This window comes from uncultured Tateyamaria sp. (assembly GCF_947503465.1).
GTDB lineage: Bacteria > Pseudomonadota > Alphaproteobacteria > Rhodobacterales > Rhodobacteraceae > Tateyamaria.
On sequence record NZ_CANNDN010000004.1, the window covers coordinates 26,471 to 44,533 of the forward strand.

Sequence of the window (18,063 nt, forward strand, 5' to 3'; positions counted from 1 at the left end):
CCTGTCCCCGCACCCACCGACGCAAGCAGGCCGGGCTTCCGCCCGGCCCCCCTGCCCTATTCACCAACCATTGACATTTCGCACCGCACGCATCGTTAACCTGTCGATCTTGCCCCTCCGGTGCACATATCGGTGTACGGGTTGTGCACAGGTCGTGTACGGGTTGTGCATCCCGCATTTCCCAACAAAATAAAGGGTTAACGCGCCTCTGGCGACAGTGCGTCCCGCGGCACGCGTTCACTGTTGCGCGCACGGTGCCCGGTCCCGCATTGACGCGGCCGCGCGCTTCGCCATTCTGCCCCCATGCTGACATTCGCCGCCGCCGTCTTTTTCCTGATCATAACCCCCGGCCCCGGCGTCCTTTCGGCGGCGGGGGTGGGCGCGGCCTTCGGGATGCGCTCCGGTCTGCGCTACGTGCTGGGCCTTTTCATCGGCAACAACCTTGTCATCCTCGCCGTGATCAGCGGCCTCGCGGCCCTCATCCTCGCCAGCCCGGTGGTCCGTACGATTCTCTTCGCACTCTCAACGGCTTACCTGCTCTACCTGGCCGCCCGCATTGCCTTCGCCGGATCAAAACTCGCCTTCGCGCCCGCCCAAACCGAACCCGGCGTGATCAATGGCATCCTGCTGCAACCGATCAACCCCAAGGCCTATGCGGTCAACACCGCGCTTTTCTCCGGGTTCGCCATACTGCCCGATGCGCTGGTGGCCGAGGCGATATGGAAACTGCTGATCGTCAACGCGATCTGGGTGCCGATCCATATCATCTGGGTCTGGTTCGGCGTCCGGCTCAAGCAGCTTGACCTCGCCCCGCACCTGCAACGACGGATCAACCACGCCATGGCCGCGTCCATGCTGCTGGTCGTCGGACTGGCTGTCGCGGCCGAACTCTAGGCCCATATCTGCCCGACAGATAAGCAGAATTTCACGCACCATGTGCGGCAAAACGCTCATACCGGAAGTTGTGGTCGCTTTCCCTTGCACCCCTGCATACCCCGGCGTATCGCAAGGTCATGGCCAAAGCACCTCTTTCCCCCGCAGCCTGGATTGACGCCGGGCTGGATCAACTCACAGCCCAGGGCCCGCTGGCCCTTCGCGCCGAACCCCTCTCGCGTCACCTGAAGACGTCCAAGGGATCATTTTACTGGCATTTCAAGGACGTACCGGCATTCCAAAAGGCATTGCTGGCCGAATGGAAGGCCCGGGCCCTCGCCACCCTGGCCGAAGACAGCGCCGCAGACGGCACCGCCACGGACAAGATGATCCGCTTCGGCCAAAGCGTACAGGAAGACACCGCTGGCCCCGCATTGCGCGCCTGGGCCCAGCAGGACAAGGCCGTCGCCAAGGCCTTGGCTGAGGTGGACGCGGCCCGCCTGGCGCGGGTCACGGACCTGATGACCAGCATCGGCGTCACCAATGATGAATTCGCCAAGGCGGCGTATGGCGCGCTGGTAGGGCTGAAGCAGATGCACACTGATGACGGGGATGCGCTGGTGGCCTTTGCCGCATTGGTCGATCTGGTGATGGCCCTGAAATGATCCGGGCTGCCGTGCTGACGCTGATGGCGTCGATCCCGGCCTGCCAGGCGGACGAAACGGTTGCGCGCTACGGCGCCGCGGATCGCCTGTGGACGCTGCAAACCCTGAACGGCACCGCATTCACGGCCACGGCGACACTGGAATTCGAAGCCGGCGGGCCGGTCTCGGGCCAGGCCCCGTGCAACAGGTTCAGCACCACCAACACGGTCCCGTATCCCTGGTTTGAACTTACACCGATCCTGTCGACCCGGGCGGCATGTCCCGACCTTGATGCCGAAACCGCCTATTTCGCGGCGCTCGGCAAAATGACGCAGTCCGAAGTGCGGCAAGGCACCCTGTTCCTGCGCAACGATGACGGCGACGAAATGGTGTTCACAACGTCCGACTGAATGCATCCACAAAGCGGGCGCGCGCCTCGGGCAGCGGTCTTGACCCCAGGTCAGGCGCCAGATGATGGGTCAGAAAATACCCGGTCGTCTCCAACCCTTGCGCAATCTCCGCGTCCGACGCATCGCCCTCGCGCCGCAGCACCGGCGGCAACGGCAACAGCCTGTCGGCCCAATCACCTGCCCCGGCCCGCGATACGGCCCGGCCCGTCTTGGGCGACACATAGCACAAGCCCTCGGTCGCGCCGGTCACGGCACAGGCGGTCAGGTCCAGGCCAAAGCCCATCTCCTCCAGCAGCGCCAATTCCCATTGCAGGTAGGCCAAGGGCCAAAGATCGTCCTGTCCCAGCAGGTCCAGAAGCGCCTCGGTCCGCCGGTACAGCGGACCATGCGCCTCGCGCTCGGGCAGGCAAAAGACCAAAAGGCCGGTGACCGCGTTCAACCCCGCCAGCGCGAGCCGGTTGCCCATCACCACTGCCGCACGGCTGCGCACTGGTTCCACGGCAAAGGTCCCGATGTGATCCTCAAGCCGGGCACGCCACGCCACGTCCAACTGCGCCCCGGGCTGCAGAATGGGTGCGATCTTGCGACTGGTCCCACCGCGCACCACGCCCGCATGCCGCCCCATGTTTTCGGTAAAGACATCGATGATGGCGCTGCTTTCCCCGTGGCGGCGCACGCTCAGCAATATGCCCGTGCCGCGCCATTCCATCTCAGGTCAGCCCCTCCTGATCAAGCATGTGACGACCCGCCCGATCCTCGACTTCAATCACCCAAAGGTCCGGATCAAAGCCGCGCTGCCGGGCGACTGCCGCATCCACATCCGCCTCTGGCCCAGACGCCAACTCCGCCCAAACCCGGGTATCCGACATCAGGTCAAAAGACCGCTGATACAGCGCCGCCTGCCCATCCAGCGTGTTCAGCTTCACCAGAACCGCACCACCCGTGTCATCCCCGTGTGCCACCACAAATCCCGGAATATCCGCAAACCGCAAACGCGCCAGATACGCATCCACCCAGAACCGGGATGTCAAACGAGGCGACACACACGCTCCTTCACTTTGCCGGATAAACTCCGCCCCATTGCCCGGTAGGCGGCTCTGCCGCGGTAAGAGGAGGGCCGGTCAGCCAAAAGCTCACACATTGCCATCTTTGAAGTTCAGGCCCATCTGATCATAGCGCTCCGCTTCATCCAGCCATTTCTCGCGCACCTTCACCTGCAAGAACAGATGCACCTTGCGTCCCAGAAACTCGGTCAACTCCTCACGTGCGGCGCGGCTCACCGCCTTGATGGTCTCACCCTTGTGTCCCAGCACGATCCCCTTGTGCCCATCGCGGCTGACATAGATGATCTGATCCACCTTGGCCGACCCGTCCTTGCGCTCTTCCCAATTCTCGGTCTCGACAGTCAACTGGTAGGGCAATTCCTGGTGCAGACGCAGCGTAAGCTTCTCGCGCGTCATCTCGGCCGCAATCATGCGCATGGGCAGATCCGCAATCTGGTCCTCGGGGTACAGCCACGGCCCTTCCGGTACCTGTTCGGCAAGCCAGGCGCGCAGCGTGTCCACGCCATGCCCCTTCTCGGCAGAAATCATGAATGTCTCGGCAAACGCGAACCGTTCGTTCAGATCCCTGGTCAGGCCCAGCAGAACAGGTGCCTCCACCCGGTCGATCTTGTTGATCGCCAGGGCCACAGTGCGGCCCTGCCCGATCTCGGCCATGCCCTCCAGAATGCGCTCCACGCCGGCGGTTACACCGCGATGCGCCTCGACCATCAATACAACAACATCGGCATCCGCCGCCCCGCCCCAGGCGGCGGCCACCATGGCACGGTCCAACCGGCGACGCGGCTGGAACAGGCCCGGCGTGTCGACAAAAACGATCTGGCTTTCACCCTGCATCGCCACGCCGCGAATCCGGGCGCGGGTGGTCTGCACCTTGTGGGTCACGATGCTGACCTTGGCCCCGACCATGGTGTTCAGCAACGTGGACTTGCCCGCGTTGGGCTCTCCGATCAGGGCGACAAAACCCGCACGCGTGGTCATCTTTGCGCCTCCAATTCCTGTAACAGCGCTTGCGCCGCGGCCTGCTGCGCTTCGCGTTTCGATCCGGCGGTGGCCGTGGCCTCAGCCCCTGTCGACAGGCGGGCCGCAATGGTGAAGACCGGTTGGTGATCCGGCCCGGACCGGTCCGTCTCGACATATTGCGGCGGGGTCAGCCCCCGCGCCTGCGCCCATTCCTGCAGGGCGGTCTTGGCATCGCGCGCATCGGCATCCACGCGGGCGATCCGGTCCCCCCACAGGCGCAGGATCATCGCCTTGGCCGCGTCAAACCCGGCATCCAGATACACGGCGGCAATCACCGCCTCGACCGCATCGCCCAGCAGCGCCTGCTTGCGTCGCCCGCCCGACAACATCTCTGACCGGCCCAACCGCAACACGTCACCCAGACCGATATCCCGCGCCACATCGGCACAGGCCTCCTTGCGCACCAGGGCGTTAAAGCGCGGGGCCAACGTCCCCTCGGCGGCACCGGGGTCCGCTTCCAGCAGCGCCTGCGCCATCACCAGCCCCAACACGCGGTCGCCCAGGAACTCCAGCCGCTGGTTGTCCGACCGCGTGGGCGACGACATCGACGCATGGGTGACCGCTTCGACCAGCAATTCAGGCGCGGCAAAACGGTGCCCGATCCGGCCCTCGAGGGCCGCCAGATCCGCGCCCAGCTTCACTCGATCCCCTTGAAGTAGCGATCGCTGCGCCACGTCCAGAAAAACAGCATCGACCGCCCCGCGGACGAGAACATGATGCGGTCCGCACGCCCAATCAGGTTCTCGTAGGGCACATATCCGACGCCCCCCGCCACCTGCGCCATGCGGCTGTCCGAGGAGTTGTCGCGGTTGTCACCCATGAAGAAGTAATGCCCCTCCGGCACCCGGTAGATGGGCGTGTTGTCGGATTGTTGCACCGCGACGTTCAGCACCGTGTGGGTTTCACCATTGGGAAAAGTCTCGGTAAAGCGGGATTTGGTGCAATCGGCACCCTGCCCGACGGCCCCGCTTTCACAACGCGGCAACAGACCCTGCGGCCCCTGACGGTCAAACACCTCTGTAAAGGTGCCCGCAGGCTCCTGCGGCACCGGCGTGCCGTTCAGGATGATCTGGCCGTTGGTCACCTGAACGGTGTCACCGGGCAGGCCAATCACGCGCTTGATGAAATCCGCCCCCGACACCGGATGACGGAACACCACAACATCGCCACGCTCGGGTTCGCCCCCCCAGATGCGGGTGTTGTCGCCGTCAATGAAACCACACAGCGCCTGCGCATCCAGACCCACGGCCGGGATGGACGGGCAGGACGCATAGGAATAGCCATAGGCCATCTTGTTCACGAACAGGAAGTCCCCGATCAACAGCGTCTCTTTCATCGACCCGGACGGAATCCAGAACGGCTGGAAGAACAGGGTCCGGAACACACCCGCAATCAGCAGCGCATAGACGACGGTCTTGATCGTTTCGATCACGCCGTTCTGGGACTTTTCCTTGGCGGCCATTGCGCGCTCCTTGCGGGGGTCAGGTTCAGGGCTACATGCGGGCGACGTGGCAGGGTGTCAAGCCACCGGAGCCGATTGAATCGGGCGCGCCTCGATCACGACAAAGGCCTGCGCCCAGGGGTGATCGTCGGTCAGGGTGACATGGATTATGGCCTCGTGCCCCGTGGGCGTCATCTGGGCCAACCGCTCCGCCGCCCAGCCTGTGACTTTCATCACGGGCTGGCCTGTCGACAGGTTCGACACCGCCATGTCCTTCCACGAAATTCCCATGCGCAGGCCGGTGCCCAACGCCTTGGAACACGCCTCTTTCGCGGCCCAGCGCTTGGCATAGGTGCCCGCGGTGTCGGCGCGCCGTTCGGCCTTGGTCTGTTCGATGTCAGTGAACACGCGGTTGCGGAACCGGTCGCCAAAGCGGTCCAGCGTGCCCTGGATACGCTTGATATTCGCCAGATCGGTGCCAACACCCAGGATCATCTACAGCCTCACGCGGAAAAGAGCGGAAAGGATACGCCCAAGGCCCAGGCAAGAACAAGGCCCAGCGCCAGGCCGGACGTCGTTGGCCCCGTGCGCTTGGCAAAGGCGCGGCCCATGACGCCGAAGGTCAGGAAAAACAACACGATGACGGGGGCAATCATGATCAGGAAAAACAGCCCCTCGAAATCCAGGGCGACGGCAAGGCCCAGCGACACCAGCACCGCAAGCCGCAAGGTGATGCGCTGCCATACCGGTGCACCAAATGCCGCGCGCGCGTCCGCCAGCATGAAGGGCAACGCCCCAATCAGCAGCGCCGCGATGATCGGCAACCGGCCGGTGGATGGAAAGAAATTGGCCCCATAGCGGTCCAATGCCACGCCAAACGCACCCAGGGCCCACAGGGCCAGCAGCGCTGCGGCCACCAGCGACGGGCGCTGCAGGCGGCGCCCCATCCAATACAGCAGCGCCAGTTGCACGGCACCATAGATGGCCAGATGCAACGCAAGGTAATCCGCCACCAGAACCGGCAGGACCCGCGTGTCCACCGGGGCCGCCAACAGCGGCGCCAGCACGGCTGGCACCCCGGCCACCAGCACGCATTGGCGCGGCGTCAGCGGTCCATTGGTGTGCGGCGCGCGCGGCACAGCATGTGCCAAGGGCCGCGCCAGCACCGTGATCGCAAAAAGCAGTGCAACCAGTGCCCAACCGGTCTGCGGGACAGCCGCAGCGGCACCGCGCCCATAGACAGCGTTCAGCCATGCCAGCGCCTCGGCCCGGCCAAGCCGGGATTGCAGGATCGCCACATGTTCCACAAACGGGGCCAAAACGGCCCGGCGCGTCACATCGCCATTACGCACGGTCACCGCGTCTTGGGCGGCCGGGTCGACCATCTGCGCCGCGTCCAGCGCGAAATCGGTCAGCCCCGGTTCCCACACACCGGTGATCAACAACAGGTCTTGCGGATGATCGGCATCAATGGCCCGCGAAAAGGCAGACAGCAGAACAAGCGGTCCAATGCGGCTGTCGTCCTGCGCCACACGTACCAGAATGTCCGTCGCCATCGAATGGCCCAGCAAGGCAACGGGCATGTCCCCGGCGACCTGATCCACAACTCCGCGCGTCTGGTCCACCAACCGCCGCGTGGTACCGTCCAGCGCATTCACATCGCCACCCATGGGCGTCGGGTGCATCCCGTGCCCTTCGAAATCAAAGGCATGAACGGTGTATCCCGCCTGCGCCAGCACAAGGGCGTATCCCTGCATCATCTGCCGCGACCCGGCAAAGCCATGGGCCACAACCACATCCGGGCCGCCCGATCCATCGGTGTAGACGGTGACAGGGGTGTCGCCATAGCGGCGGTCCTCGATGCTCAGCCCGGCGCGCGCGCCTTCCAGCACGATCAACGCCCAGACCGCCAGGCCCAGGGCAAGGCCGGTCAATATCCACAGCCGCAATCGCGGCTCAGACCGCATCGATATCAAAGACCAGGATACCCTCGGCCCCACCTTCACACAGCGCGGCAAGGCGCGCGCCCAGCGCCTGATGCTCGGTGTCCACGGCATAGGCCGCCAGGGCCTCGGCGTTGTCGGCATCGAGTGTAAAGCCATAAGTGTAATCCGGCGTCTTGCCCTCGTAATCCCGGTTGGGACCCGCGCGGAAATCTGAACAGCCGTCAAGGCGGTGTACCACATCTTCAAGGCCCAGCATGACCTTGTCCAACACAGCGGCATCCGCCTTGGGCGCAAGACGCAAAAAGACACAATGACGGATCACGGGCACGGTCCTTTCGTTGCGGCAGTAGGCTCAGTTCAAACGCTGCGCCACACGGGTGGCAAGGTCAATCCGCCATCGCACCTGCAGCGTGGGGCAGCAGCGCGGCTCGTTCGGGCCAAGCATCAAGGTTGTCACGTCCATATGCGTTGGTGCAAACGCCGGATCGCTTGGCGTGTTGCCGAACAATCCCTCAACCGGACCCACGAACTGCCAACCTTCTGCAATCCGTTGATACAGACCCACGGCGATGCTGACAGAGCCTGCCGACCCCGGGATATGTTCATAGACAACGCCCAACGCGCGGGTGGCGGCTGCCGGATCATTCTGGTCCGGCAGCCAGAAGGACGCCTCGGCCCGGCCCGAGGCAGTCAGGGTGGAAAACAGAAGCTGATCCAGGTTGGGCCACCCCGCCTGCTGCGCGGAGGCGGGTAGCGCCCACAAGGCCAACGCCACACACAGGGCCGCCCGGCGCCTCACGCCCGCGCCTCATCCATTAGGCGGCGCATTTCGCGGATGGCCGGGTCCAGGCCCAGGAAAATCGCCTCGCCAATCAGGAAATGCCCGATGTTCAGCTCCATCACCTCGGGGAAGGCGGCGACGGGCGACACGGTTTCATAGGTCAGCCCGTGGCCCACATGCACCTCCAACCCCAACGCATGAGCAAAGGCGGACATCTCGCGCAATGCCTCCAACTCGCGGTCGCGGTCGTCCAGGCGACCCTCGTGATGGGCGTCGCAATAGGCCCCGGAATGCAGTTCGATCACCTGCGCGCCGATGCGGTGCGCGGCCTCGATCTGGCGCTTGTCGGCGGCAATGAAGATGGACACGCGGCACCCCGCGTCCCGCAAGGGCGCAATGAAATGCGCCAGCCGGTTCTCTTCGCGGGCCACTTCCAGACCGCCCTCGGTCGTGCGCTCCTCGCGTTTTTCGGGCACGATGCACACGGCATGCGGCTTGTGGCGCAAGGCGATGGCCTGCATCTCGTCCGTGGCCGCCATCTCGAAGTTCAGGGGCACCGACAGCACATCCATCAGCCCCTCGATATCGGCATCCGAGATGTGGCGGCGGTCCTCGCGCAAATGCGCGGTGATGCCGTCGGCCCCCGCCGCCTCGGCCAGCTTGGCGGCGCGCAACGGATCGGGCGTGTCGCCGCCACGCGCATTGCGCACGGTCGCCACGTGATCGATATTCACACCCAGGCGGAGTTGTCCCAACACATCTGTCATACGCGTCACCCTTCTTGTCGATGTCCCTGGCGCGACCCTAAAGGGCAAGCAAATGCCTGGAAATCCAGACAAAGGGGTAAAATTGTACCAACCGGCGTCACTCGGCTTTCTGCTTGGCCGCTGCCTTGGCGGCGGCCTTGGCCTTCAGCGCCTCGAACTTGGCCTTGATCGCGCCCTTGCGGCGCTTCTGATAGGCGCGGATGACCGGCACGGACAGGTAGTAACAGATGGTGGCCGCCACGATGCCGGGAATGATGCCGCCGATCAGGTAGGGATAGAAGATCTCGTCATAAAACCGGCTCAGGTTTGTCCAGTCGCGCGGCTCTCCCAGCAAGAGATGCTTGAGGTTCAGCCACAGATCGGCCCCCGCATCCAGGAACTTGCCGCCAAAGGACCGTTCGGTGCCCTCCTTCATCTCGGACCCCAGCAGCCAGTGCCCGGTCTGCAACGACACCAGGCCAATGGGCACATAGGTCAGCGGATTGCCAAAGAAGGTCGCCATCAGCGAGGCAAGGATGTTGCCGCGCATCGCAGTGGCAATGACCCCGGCCACCAGAAAATGCATTCCGTAAAACGGGGTGAAGGTGGTGAACACACCAGCCCAGATGCCGCGGGCAATGCGCTCGGGCCGGTCCGGCAGACGGCGCACCCGGTGCTTGACGTATTGAAACGCACGGCTCCACCCGCCACGCGGCCATACGAATTCGAACGCGGCGCGCAGAAAGGGTCTGGTATCGCGGCGCTTGAACACCAAAGTCGTTTCGCCCTTCGTTTGCCCTATCCGGCAATCACCGCCTGCCCGGCAGACGGGGCGGGGCGGCGAAAGCGGACGATGGCGGCCACATCGCTCTCTGCTTCCAGTGCCCCCATCAGCGTATGCAGATGCTGGGCGTCTCGAAGCTCTACGTAGATCAACAACCTGAAAAAGTCAGGCTTGCGATCCATGAATTCGAGGTTTGAGATATTGGCCTTGCTCTCGCCGATCAATGTGCAAATGCGCCCAAGGACACCGGCATCGTTGCCAATGGTCAGATCAAGGGTCACGCCATACACGGCCGGGTGGCTGCCATCGTGCCAATGCAGGTCCAGCCAGCGGTCGGGCTGGTTCTCGTATTCGACCAGCCGGGCACAATCGATGGCATGCACAACCACGCCCTCTCCGCGAAAGGTGATGCCGACAATACGCTCGCCCGGCAGGGGCTCGCAGCAGGTCGCGCGCTGAAAGGACTGGCCGGGCAGCAGGCCAATCACGGCGCGGCGGGCATCGACCTGTTTGCCGGGCTTCGGCGTCAGATCGGGATAGATGGCCTGCACAACGTCCCGGCCCGTCAATTCGGCAGACCCCAGCCGGGCCAACACCTCGTCCGCGTCCTTCAGGCGCAGATGCTTGGCGGCGGCGTCCAGCGCCTTGTCCGTCGCCTTCTTGCGCACATGGGCAAAGGCCGACCGGGCCAGTTCCCGCCCCAAGGTGATAAACCGATCCCGGTCCGCCTCGCGCAGGGACCGGCGAATGGCGGTCTTGGCCTTACCGGTGGTGGCAATCTCCAGCCAGGTCGCCTGCGGGGTCTGACCTTCGGCTGTGATGATCTCGACGGATTGGCCGTTCTTGACGCGGGTCCACAACGGAACGCGCATGCCGTCGACCTTGGCACCGACACAGGCATTCCCGATGCGGGTATGGATGGCATAGGCAAAATCGATAGGGGTTGCCCCGCGGGGCAATTTCACCACCTCGCCCTTCGGCGTGAAACAGAACACCTGGTCCGAATACATCTCCAGCTTGACGGCTTCCAGGAAATCCTCGTGATCGTCCTCGCCGTCGAACTGTTCGGTCAGCTGGCTGATCCACTTGGCGGGGTCCACGGCAAACGGGTTTTGCGACCGCACACCATCGCGGTAGGACCAGTGGGCGGCCACACCGGTTTCGGCCACGTCATGCATTTGGCGGGTGCGAATCTGCACCTCGACACGCTTGCCGTCGCGGCCCGACACGGTGGTGTGGATGGACCGGTATCCGTTGGTCTTGGGCTGGCTGATATAGTCCTTGAACCGTCCCGGCACCGCGCGCCAGCGCTGGTGAATGGCGCCCAGCGCGCGATAGCAGTCTTCCTCGCTGTCGGTGATGACGCGAAACCCGTAGATATCCGACAAGCGGCTAAAGGACTGGTCCTTTTCCTGCATCTTGCGCCAGATGGAATAGGGTTTCTTGGCGCGGCCAAACACCTCAGCCTCGATCGTGACCTTTTCCAACTCGTGGCGCATGTCGCCGGTGATGCGCTGGATCACGTCACCCGTTTCGCGCTGCATGGTGATGAACCGGCGAATGATGGAGGACCGGCCTTCAGGGTTCAGGGTCTTGAAGGCCAGATCCTCCAATTCCTCGCGCATCCACTGCATCCCCATGCGCCCTGCAAGCGGGGCAAAGATGTCCATTGTCTCGCGCGCCTTCTGGACCTGCTTTTCCGCTCGCATGGATTTGATGGTGCGCATGTTGTGCAAACGGTCGCTCAACTTGACCAGGATTACGCGCATGTCTTTTGACATAGCCATAAACAGCTTGCGAAAGTTCTCGGCTTGCTTGGTCTCGACGCTCGACAGTTGCAGATTGGTCAGCTTGGTCACGCCGTCGACCAGCTTGGCAACCTCATCGCCAAACTGCTCGGCCACCATGGCATAGCTGGCCTTGGTGTCTTCGATGGTGTCGTGCAGCAGGGCGGTGACGATGGTGGCGTCATCCAGCTGTTGTTCCGTCAGGATGGCGGCAACGGCAACGGGATGCGTGAAATAGGGCTCGCCCGAATGGCGGAACTGGCCCTCGTGCATCTGGCCGCCGAACACATAGGCACGGCGGATCAGGTCATCATTTGTTTTGGGATTGTAGTTGCGGACCAGCGCGATCAGGTCGTCGGCAGATATCATGCGGTCCGCACCCCGGGTGGTGTCAGCCCTGGCCTTGGGCGGCCATCAGCTGACGCAGAAGCATCTCTTCGGACATGCTGTCTTCTTCGGGCTTGTCCTGTTCGGCCCCCATCAGAAGCGCCATGGCGTCCTCTTCGGCCTCGTCCACTTCGATCTGGCTCTGGTTCGATTCGATCAGGCGCTCGCGCAGCTCTTCCGAACTTTGCGTCTCTTCGGCGATCTCGCGCAGGGACACGACGGGGTTCTTGTCGTTGTCGCGGTCCACGGTGATGGGCGCACCGCTGGAAATCTCGCGCGCACGGTGTGCGGCAAGCATCACCAGTTCGAAACGGTTCGGAACCTTGTCAACGCAGTCTTCGACGGTCACGCGGGCCATGGGTGTGCTCCAGATCAGACAGGAATAAGTAGAAGGCCGTTATCTAGGCCCGATTGTGGCGAATGACAAGCGGCTATTCCATAGGTGTGATCGCCGCCACCTCCTCGGGTGACAGGGCCGCACACATCTCGTCCACCGAACGGCGGGTGATGGGGTGCACCCAGTCGGGGGCGACATCGGCCAATGGCACCAGGACAAAGGCGCGCTCGTGCATCCGGGGGTGAGGCAGCAGAAGCTGGCCGGGCGCGGCCTCTTGCTGCTGGTCCTGCGGCAGGTCCATCCAGGTGCGCACCGTGGCCACGTTGGGGCGGATCGTGTCGCCATGGGCCAGCAGATCCAGATCGATGACACGCTGCTCCCACCGGGCGGTGCGGCGGCGGCCCAGACCGGCCTCGACCTCGTGCAGACGGCTGATGGTTTCGGGTGCCGACCACGGCGCACCGATCGCAATGGCGGCGTTCACGAAATCGGGACCACTGCCCGCAGGCACCGCAGGCGTGCGAAAAAACCGGCTCCGGGCGCGAATCACCGCCCCCGCATTTTCCAGCTCTGAAATGGCCTTTTGAAGGATTTCCGAGGGTGACCCTACGTCAGATGACATGTTTGACCCGAGGGCAACCAGCATGTTTGACCGGTTTTGAGGCAGAGTTCCGCCTGCTTTGACCCCATCCGTGACTTGCGACATAATTTAAATCACCTATTTTCGACCAATCGTCGCCGCGCGTTTTAACGCATTCACTCACGGAAATCACAGGCGGCATCCGAATTATCGGAAGGACATTTTATGTTTTACAAGGACGAACGGCTGGCGCTGTTCATCGATGGATCGAACCTTTACGCCGCAGCCAAAGCGCTTGGGTTCGACATCGACTATAAACTTTTGCGGCAGGAATTCATGCGCCGTGGCAAGTTGCTCCGCGCCTTTTACTACACAGCCCTGCTGGAAAATGACGAATACTCGCCCATCCGTCCTCTCGTGGACTGGCTGAACTACAACGGCTTCACCATGGTGACCAAACCGGCCAAGGAATACACCGACTCGATGGGCCGGCGGAAGGTCAAGGGCAACATGGACATCGAACTGGCCGTGGATGCGATGGAACTGGCCCCCCGGGTCGATCACATCGTGCTGTTTTCCGGCGACGGCGACTTCCGGCCACTGGTCGAAAGCCTGCAACGCCAGGGCGTGCGCGTGTCGGTGGTCTCGACTATCCGCAGCCAACCGCCCATGATCTCGGACGACCTGCGCCGCCAGGCCGACAACTTCATCGAACTGGATGAGTTGAAAGACGTGATCGGCCGCCCCCCGCGCGAACCCATGCCCGAACGCGAAGAACGGTTGCAAGCGCAGGGCTGAGACACCCCGCGCACTGGACCCGGTCCGCGATAACGCTTACCTCTGGGGCACAAGATGCCCCGGAGCCGCTGTCCCATGACCAAACCGCCCCTCACCCTCTATCTCGCCGCCCCGCGCGGCTTTTGCGCGGGCGTGGACCGCGCGATCAAGATCGTGGAAATGGCGCTCGACAAATGGGGGGCACCCGTCTTTGTCCGACACGAGATCGTGCACAACAAATTCGTGGTGGACGGCCTGCGTGACAAAGGCGCCGTCTTTGTCGAGGAACTCGAGGACTGCCCCGACGACAGGCCCGTCATCTTCTCGGCCCACGGCGTGCCCAAATCCGTGCCCAACGCGGCCCAGGCCCGGCAGATGATCTATGTGGACGCCACCTGCCCGCTGGTCTCCAAGGTGCATATCGAGGCACAGCGCCACGCCGACAACGGCTTGCAAATGATCATGATCGGGCATGAAGGGCACCCCGAAACCGTGGGTACCATGGGGCAACTGCCCGAGGGCGAAGTGCTGCTGGTCGAAACCGTCGAAGACGTGGCGACCGTGCAGGTCCGCGACCCGGACAAACTGGCCTTCGTCACGCAAACCACGCTGTCGGTGGACGACACGGCGGATATCGTGGCCGCCCTGAACGCCCGCTTCCCCAGGATCGTCGGCCCCCACAAGGAAGACATCTGCTACGCCACCACCAACCGGCAGGAAGCGGTCAAGGCGATGGCGCCCAAATGCGACGCGATGCTGGTGGTGGGCGCACCCAACTCCTCCAATTCCAGACGGCTGGTCGAGGTGGGCGCCCGTGCCGGCTGCACCTATGCCCAACTGGTGCAGCGGGCGACGGATATCGACTGGCGCGCGCTTGACGGGATCACCTCCATGGGGATCACCGCCGGGGCCTCCGCCCCCGAAGTGCTGATCAACGAGGTGATCGACGCCTTCCGCGCCCGTTATGACGTGACGGTCGAGATGGTGGAGACGGCGGTCGAGAACGTGGAATTCAAGGTGCCACGGGTGCTGCGCGAACCGGCGTAGCGCGCGCGTTGGACGGGCCGCTTTTTCGGCGGCGCGGCCTTGTGGTCAATCTTGCAAAGGCAAACCACCGCTGGACGCATGGCAGTCGGCAGCCCGAAGCGGGCGTTGGGGCGGCGGTGCGCGTGGTTCCTTTGCGGGACACACCTGCCGCTCGTTGCAAGACAGTTCACGTCTGCTTTGAACACATTTTGCGACGTTAATCAGCGGTGCCTAAACCGCTTCCGCTACGGTTACCACAGCAGGTATCGGCACATCCCATTTGGGTCCCGAACCATGTCTTTCCAATACTTGGGATACAACCGCTTTCCTAATCGCCGCCGCGTTTTCCGGGGGTTGAGGGCGTAATAATGCACCGCCCCGCGCCGTGCCCTCCAAAAAGAAATCATATGGTGCCCCGGGGTCGTCAACCACCCACTCTGAAGCAACGATAGATTGCTGAAACTTGGCGAACCCCACTTTCAAAAGCACTGGAAAGGCGTGTTCAGGATCAGCATAGTCATTCGCCCCGGGACCTGGCGGCAACACAATGTCAGAGGCACCGTATTTGCCGATTGCACCAAAGACATATCCAAGCGCCGTATCCACTTCTGGACCACACCAAACCGAAAACGCGAGGCGTCCGCCCGGACGAAGCACGCGACGGGCTTCGGCAAATACCCTTGGCGGATCAGGGATGTGCGGTATCCCAAACCCAATTGTCACGGCGTCGAACGTGCCATCGTCGAAGTCCAACGCCATCGCGTCTCCTTCAACGAACGTGGCCTCGGGAACGGCCGACCGCGCCATCTCCAGCATACTGGGTGAGAAATCCAGTCCCGTCACACGCGCACCAGATTTGATGAGACCGGCAGCGACATTCCCGTGACCACAGCACAGGTCAAGCGCTTCGGTACCAGAACCAGCTTCAACCGCCTTTACCAAGGTTGGCACCACCATATCTGCAGCTTTTGCAAATACGTGCGCATAGGACTTCGCCACATTTGCTTTGGCCCACTCACGCTTTTCCAATGCAGCGAAGGTGTCGGGTTGTTCAGATTCTCGCATTCCACGCCTCTGCAAGTCTTGGGCGTAGTGAACACCCCGGCTCAACTGATCGTCAACGATTTATCCTTGAAGGCGGCATTCCCCTCGATGCAGCATCTGCCGCTATGGGCTGATTGCGGACCTTCACCGCAATCGAAAACGCCCCCCGGAAACCGGGAGGCGTCGTGATCTGTGGCCTCGCGTCAGGCTCAGTTGTCTTCCGCCAGGAACCACTGCGTCGCCCGGTAGGGGTAGGTGCGGTAGTATTCATAGCTGGAGGTCTGGAACTCCGGCACGTTCTTCAGCCCGGTGCGCACAACAATGGGCGACGGCGCGATCACGGTGCCGATAAACAGCATGTTGTCCGTAAACGCCTTGGCGATGGCCTCGCCCGCGGCAGAAGCCTCGGCAGACCCCGGTGCGGCGGATTGCAAGGTGGCCACATCCTCGACCAGCGCATCGACCCAAGCCGGAGGTGCCACGCCCGCAGAGCCGTTCGAGTCGATGTATTCGGCCCATTTCATGCCGGTGCGATGACCGAAATACGATCCGAACGGCGGCACCAGACCTTCGTTCGTGCCCAGGGCGATGGCCAGTGGCTCGCCCTTCCACCACGCCAGAACGTCAAGCTCATTTGCCGACTGAGCCGCGCGGTATTCGTCTGGCGTGACTTCCTTGACGGTGGTTTCAACACCCACGTCCGTCCAGTGCTGCGCGATCAACTCCAGCAGATCGCCCGACATGCCCTGGGTCGCGAATTGGATGTTGAGCACGATGTCGTCACCGTTGGGCAGCTCGCGCGCGCCATCGCCGTCGGCATCCACCATGCCAAGCGCATCAAGTGCGGCTTTCGCGCCGTCCGCGTCAAACTCCGTGCCGACCTTGCCGTAGGTGGCCGCGAAATCCGGCAGCGGAGAGAAGCCGGTATAGGCCATCGGTTCCCCCTGACCGAAGAAGACGACTTCGTTCAGCTCTTCGCGGTTGATCGCGGCGGACATGGCCTTGCGGAACTCGGGGTTGGCGAACAGCTCCCGCTTGGCGTCGTCGTCGGATGTGACGTTGAAAGACAGCGTCGGGATCGCAACCGTTGGCTTCAGCTGAACGGAGTAGCCACCGCCTTCCTGGTTTTCCAGCAGGAGCGGCGCATTTGGCAACTGCAGGGACTGGGCCTTGTAGTCCACTTCGCCGTTGATCAGCGAAAGGATCCGCACTTCGGCATCGTTCTTGTAAAGCTCGTCCTGGCGGCTGATGTACGGCAGCTGCTGACCTGTCGTGTCCACCTGGTGGAAATACGGGTTGGCCACCAGCTTGCGCCCCTCGGTGGTGTCGGCCACATAGATGTGGCTCTCCAGCGTGGGCTGGGTGGCATAGGGCAGCGTGGCCGCGCGTGCCGGGTCGCGCAGCATGGGCGAGGGCGTGTCGGTCCAGTCCGAGGCCCCGAAATAGTAGTTGATCGCCTCGTACCCGCTCTCGAAACCGAACTCCGCCGCCTTGGCGTCGGCGTCGTCATTCAGGGCCGGGTGGAACTGGCCCAGGAAATGCGCGGGCTGGAAGGGTTGGGCATACGAGGTGGCGAAATGCACCAGCAGGCCCGGCTTGGGTGCGGCGAGGACGAATTTGAACTCCGTCGGGCTGATCACTTCGATCTGGATCGGCTCACCGCCCGCCAGCACGTAATCGGCGGCCTTTTCGCGGATATTTGTGTCCAGGCTCAGGTTTTCGAGCCAGAAGCGCACGTCCTCGGAGGTGAAGGGCGCCCCGTCCGACCATTTATGCCCGTCGCGCAGGGTCATGGTCAGTTCCGTGAAATCGTCGTTCCATGCCCAGGATTTGGCGACATTGGGCACGATGGTCGTCAGGTCGTCCGCGTAGCGCACAAGGTTCACATGGCGGATCGACAGGAAGTCCGACGTGCCCGCTTCGGTGTTGTTGGACAGCGCATCGAAGGTGCCGCCATAGGTCCCGATCATGTCATAGGGTGCCACGACCAGCGGCTCGGCAGGCAAGCGCTCGGCCAAAGGCGGCAGATCCGGGTTGCCCTGAATCTCGGCGTTCAGGGCTTCGATGTCCGGGTTGGTGCTGAATTCCATGGTGCAGCCAGCCGCGGCTTCAAACTCGACCAGTTCATACTGCTGCGGGAAGGCGCCGGTGGCGACGCCCATCGGATCTGCGACTGTCACGGCCGGACAGGCTGCGAACGCACTGTTTCCAAGCACGGCCAATGCCGTGCCACACAACAAACGATATTTCATGATGCCCCCTAGGCGTTTTAAGTTCGTTGGCAACCGAACATCAAATATGAAAAAAATTTGTGACAATTGGACACGAACGGGTCCTGTGCTGTCTCACCACCCGGTGTCCGCGCCCGCGCCGAACGCACCATTTGTCTTCAAATCAACTGGCTGCGCGCAAAGAC

General features: G+C 63.0%; 21 protein-coding genes. 5 read left to right on the top strand and 16 right to left on the bottom strand.

The features are described from left to right. Positions 1–303 precede the first annotated feature (303 nt). The 3 genes from Q0844_RS18585 (at position 304) to Q0844_RS18595 (ending at position 1,927) form a co-directional block, all read left to right on the top strand. Entirely contained in the window at positions 304–894 is a 591-nt protein-coding gene (locus Q0844_RS18585; RefSeq protein ID WP_299048092.1) for a LysE family transporter, read from the top strand. Between the two features lie 119 nt (positions 895–1,013). Further along, entirely contained in the window at positions 1,014–1,538 is a 525-nt protein-coding gene (locus Q0844_RS18590) for a TetR family transcriptional regulator (RefSeq protein ID WP_299048095.1), read from the top strand. After that, positions 1,535–1,927: an META domain-containing protein gene (locus Q0844_RS18595; protein WP_299048097.1), complete on the top strand. Its 393-nt coding sequence runs from the start codon at positions 1,535–1,537 to the stop codon at positions 1,925–1,927. The genes Q0844_RS18590 and Q0844_RS18595 overlap by 4 nt, the downstream gene beginning before the upstream one ends. Here the strand turns inward: Q0844_RS18595 and recO are convergent. The 14 genes from recO to folK all read right to left on the bottom strand — a co-directional run bounded on the left by recO (position 1,911) and on the right by folK (position 12,926). Then, positions 1,911–2,636: a DNA repair protein RecO gene (gene recO, locus Q0844_RS18600; RefSeq protein WP_299048100.1), complete on the bottom strand. Its 726-nt coding sequence runs from the start codon at positions 2,634–2,636 to the stop codon at positions 1,911–1,913. The genes Q0844_RS18595 and recO overlap by 17 nt on opposite strands. A 1-nt stretch (position 2,637) precedes the next feature. Beyond that, on the bottom strand, positions 2,638–2,970 hold the full coding sequence (locus Q0844_RS18605; protein WP_299048102.1) for a DUF1491 family protein: 333 nt from the start codon (positions 2,968–2,970) through the stop codon (positions 2,638–2,640). A gap of 90 nt (positions 2,971–3,060) precedes the next feature. Next, on the bottom strand, positions 3,061–3,969 hold the full coding sequence (gene era, locus Q0844_RS18610; protein WP_299048104.1) for a GTPase Era: 909 nt from the start codon (positions 3,967–3,969) through the stop codon (positions 3,061–3,063). Beyond that, positions 3,966–4,652, bottom strand: coding sequence for a ribonuclease III (gene rnc, locus Q0844_RS18615; protein WP_299048107.1), 687 nt, complete (start codon positions 4,650–4,652; stop codon positions 3,966–3,968). Before rnc ends, era begins: the two co-directional genes overlap by 4 nt. Beyond that, a complete protein-coding gene (gene lepB, locus Q0844_RS18620; protein ID WP_299048109.1) occupies positions 4,649–5,473 on the bottom strand; it encodes a signal peptidase I in 825 nt (274 codons plus the stop codon). The genes rnc and lepB overlap by 4 nt, the downstream gene beginning before the upstream one ends. Before the next feature lie 57 nt (positions 5,474–5,530). Beyond that, on the bottom strand, positions 5,531–5,947 hold the full coding sequence (acpS, locus tag Q0844_RS18625) for a holo-ACP synthase (protein WP_299048111.1): 417 nt from the start codon (positions 5,945–5,947) through the stop codon (positions 5,531–5,533). An 8-nt stretch (positions 5,948–5,955) separates the two neighbouring features. Continuing rightward, positions 5,956–7,386: an alpha/beta hydrolase gene (locus tag Q0844_RS18630; protein ID WP_299048113.1), complete on the bottom strand. Its 1,431-nt coding sequence runs from the start codon at positions 7,384–7,386 to the stop codon at positions 5,956–5,958. A 22-nt stretch (positions 7,387–7,408) separates the two neighbouring features. Further along, positions 7,409–7,720, bottom strand: coding sequence for a Dabb family protein (locus Q0844_RS18635; RefSeq protein WP_299048116.1), 312 nt, complete (start codon positions 7,718–7,720; stop codon positions 7,409–7,411). Positions 7,721–7,750: 30 nt separating this feature from the next. After that, positions 7,751–8,197, bottom strand: a complete 447-nt coding sequence (locus Q0844_RS18640; protein ID WP_299048118.1) for a hypothetical protein — start codon at positions 8,195–8,197, stop codon at positions 7,751–7,753. Continuing rightward, complete coding sequence (locus tag Q0844_RS18645) at positions 8,194–8,946, bottom strand: pyridoxine 5'-phosphate synthase (RefSeq protein ID WP_299048121.1); 753 nt, start codon at positions 8,944–8,946, stop codon at positions 8,194–8,196. Before Q0844_RS18645 ends, Q0844_RS18640 begins: the two co-directional genes overlap by 4 nt. A gap of 97 nt (positions 8,947–9,043) precedes the next feature. Then, entirely contained in the window at positions 9,044–9,700 is a 657-nt protein-coding gene (locus tag Q0844_RS18650) for a DUF2062 domain-containing protein (RefSeq protein ID WP_299048124.1), read from the bottom strand. A gap of 23 nt (positions 9,701–9,723) precedes the next feature. Next, positions 9,724–11,865, bottom strand: coding sequence for a bifunctional (p)ppGpp synthetase/guanosine-3',5'-bis(diphosphate) 3'-pyrophosphohydrolase (locus tag Q0844_RS18655; RefSeq protein ID WP_299048127.1), 2,142 nt, complete (start codon positions 11,863–11,865; stop codon positions 9,724–9,726). Positions 11,866–11,887: 22 nt separating this feature from the next. After that, positions 11,888–12,241 carry a DNA-directed RNA polymerase subunit omega gene (gene rpoZ, locus Q0844_RS18660; RefSeq protein WP_039682236.1) on the bottom strand — a complete coding sequence of 118 codons (354 nt, stop codon included), beginning with the start codon at positions 12,239–12,241 and terminating at the stop codon, positions 11,888–11,890. Between the two features lie 73 nt (positions 12,242–12,314). After that, on the bottom strand, positions 12,315–12,926 hold the full coding sequence (folK, locus tag Q0844_RS18665) for a 2-amino-4-hydroxy-6-hydroxymethyldihydropteridine diphosphokinase (protein WP_299048137.1): 612 nt from the start codon (positions 12,924–12,926) through the stop codon (positions 12,315–12,317). 99 nt (positions 12,927–13,025) lie between these two features. Between folK and Q0844_RS18670 the strand changes: the two genes are divergently transcribed. Next, the gene (locus tag Q0844_RS18670) at positions 13,026–13,598 is read left to right on the top strand and encodes an NYN domain-containing protein (protein WP_299048139.1); all 573 of its coding nucleotides are present in this window, start codon (positions 13,026–13,028) and stop codon (positions 13,596–13,598) included. A 75-nt stretch (positions 13,599–13,673) separates the two neighbouring features. Next, on the top strand, positions 13,674–14,624 hold the full coding sequence (ispH, locus tag Q0844_RS18675) for a 4-hydroxy-3-methylbut-2-enyl diphosphate reductase (RefSeq protein ID WP_299048141.1): 951 nt from the start codon (positions 13,674–13,676) through the stop codon (positions 14,622–14,624). A gap of 210 nt (positions 14,625–14,834) precedes the next feature. Here the strand turns inward: ispH and Q0844_RS18680 are convergent, their stop codons facing one another. Further along, positions 14,835–15,668 carry a methyltransferase domain-containing protein gene (locus tag Q0844_RS18680; RefSeq protein ID WP_299048145.1) on the bottom strand — a complete coding sequence of 278 codons (834 nt, stop codon included), beginning with the start codon at positions 15,666–15,668 and terminating at the stop codon, positions 14,835–14,837. Positions 15,669–15,856: 188 nt separating this feature from the next. Then, the gene (locus Q0844_RS18685; RefSeq protein ID WP_299048149.1) at positions 15,857–17,899 is read right to left on the bottom strand and encodes an ABC transporter substrate-binding protein; all 2,043 of its coding nucleotides are present in this window, start codon (positions 17,897–17,899) and stop codon (positions 15,857–15,859) included. Positions 17,900–18,063: the final 164 nt, after the last annotated feature.

What these genes read in the sequence shown, in the direction of transcription:
- Q0844_RS18585 (WP_299048092.1), top strand. Translation starts at nt 304, where the DNA reads ATGCTGACATTCGCCGCCGCCGTCTTTTTCCTGATCATAACCCCCGGC.
- Q0844_RS18590 (WP_299048095.1), top strand. Translation starts at nt 1,014, where the DNA reads ATGGCCAAAGCACCTCTTTCCCCCGCAGCCTGGATTGACGCCGGGCTG.
- Q0844_RS18595 (WP_299048097.1), top strand. Translation starts at nt 1,535, where the DNA reads ATGATCCGGGCTGCCGTGCTGACGCTGATGGCGTCGATCCCGGCCTGC.
- recO (WP_299048100.1), bottom strand. Translation starts at nt 2,636, where the DNA reads ATGGAATGGCGCGGCACGGGCATATTGCTGAGCGTGCGCCGCCACGGG.
- era (WP_299048104.1), bottom strand. Translation starts at nt 3,969, where the DNA reads ATGACCACGCGTGCGGGTTTTGTCGCCCTGATCGGAGAGCCCAACGCG.
- lepB (WP_299048109.1), bottom strand. Translation starts at nt 5,473, where the DNA reads ATGGCCGCCAAGGAAAAGTCCCAGAACGGCGTGATCGAAACGATCAAG.
- acpS (WP_299048111.1), bottom strand. Translation starts at nt 5,947, where the DNA reads ATGATCCTGGGTGTTGGCACCGATCTGGCGAATATCAAGCGTATCCAG.
- Q0844_RS18645 (WP_299048121.1), bottom strand. Translation starts at nt 8,946, where the DNA reads ATGACAGATGTGTTGGGACAACTCCGCCTGGGTGTGAATATCGATCAC.
- Q0844_RS18655 (WP_299048127.1), bottom strand. Translation starts at nt 11,865, where the DNA reads ATGATATCTGCCGACGACCTGATCGCGCTGGTCCGCAACTACAATCCC.
- rpoZ (WP_039682236.1), bottom strand. Translation starts at nt 12,241, where the DNA reads ATGGCCCGCGTGACCGTCGAAGACTGCGTTGACAAGGTTCCGAACCGT.
- folK (WP_299048137.1), bottom strand. Translation starts at nt 12,926, where the DNA reads ATGTCGCAAGTCACGGATGGGGTCAAAGCAGGCGGAACTCTGCCTCAA.
- Q0844_RS18670 (WP_299048139.1), top strand. Translation starts at nt 13,026, where the DNA reads ATGTTTTACAAGGACGAACGGCTGGCGCTGTTCATCGATGGATCGAAC.
- ispH (WP_299048141.1), top strand. Translation starts at nt 13,674, where the DNA reads ATGACCAAACCGCCCCTCACCCTCTATCTCGCCGCCCCGCGCGGCTTT.
- Q0844_RS18680 (WP_299048145.1), bottom strand. Translation starts at nt 15,668, where the DNA reads ATGCGAGAATCTGAACAACCCGACACCTTCGCTGCATTGGAAAAGCGT.
- Q0844_RS18685 (WP_299048149.1), bottom strand. Translation starts at nt 17,899, where the DNA reads ATGAAATATCGTTTGTTGTGTGGCACGGCATTGGCCGTGCTTGGAAAC.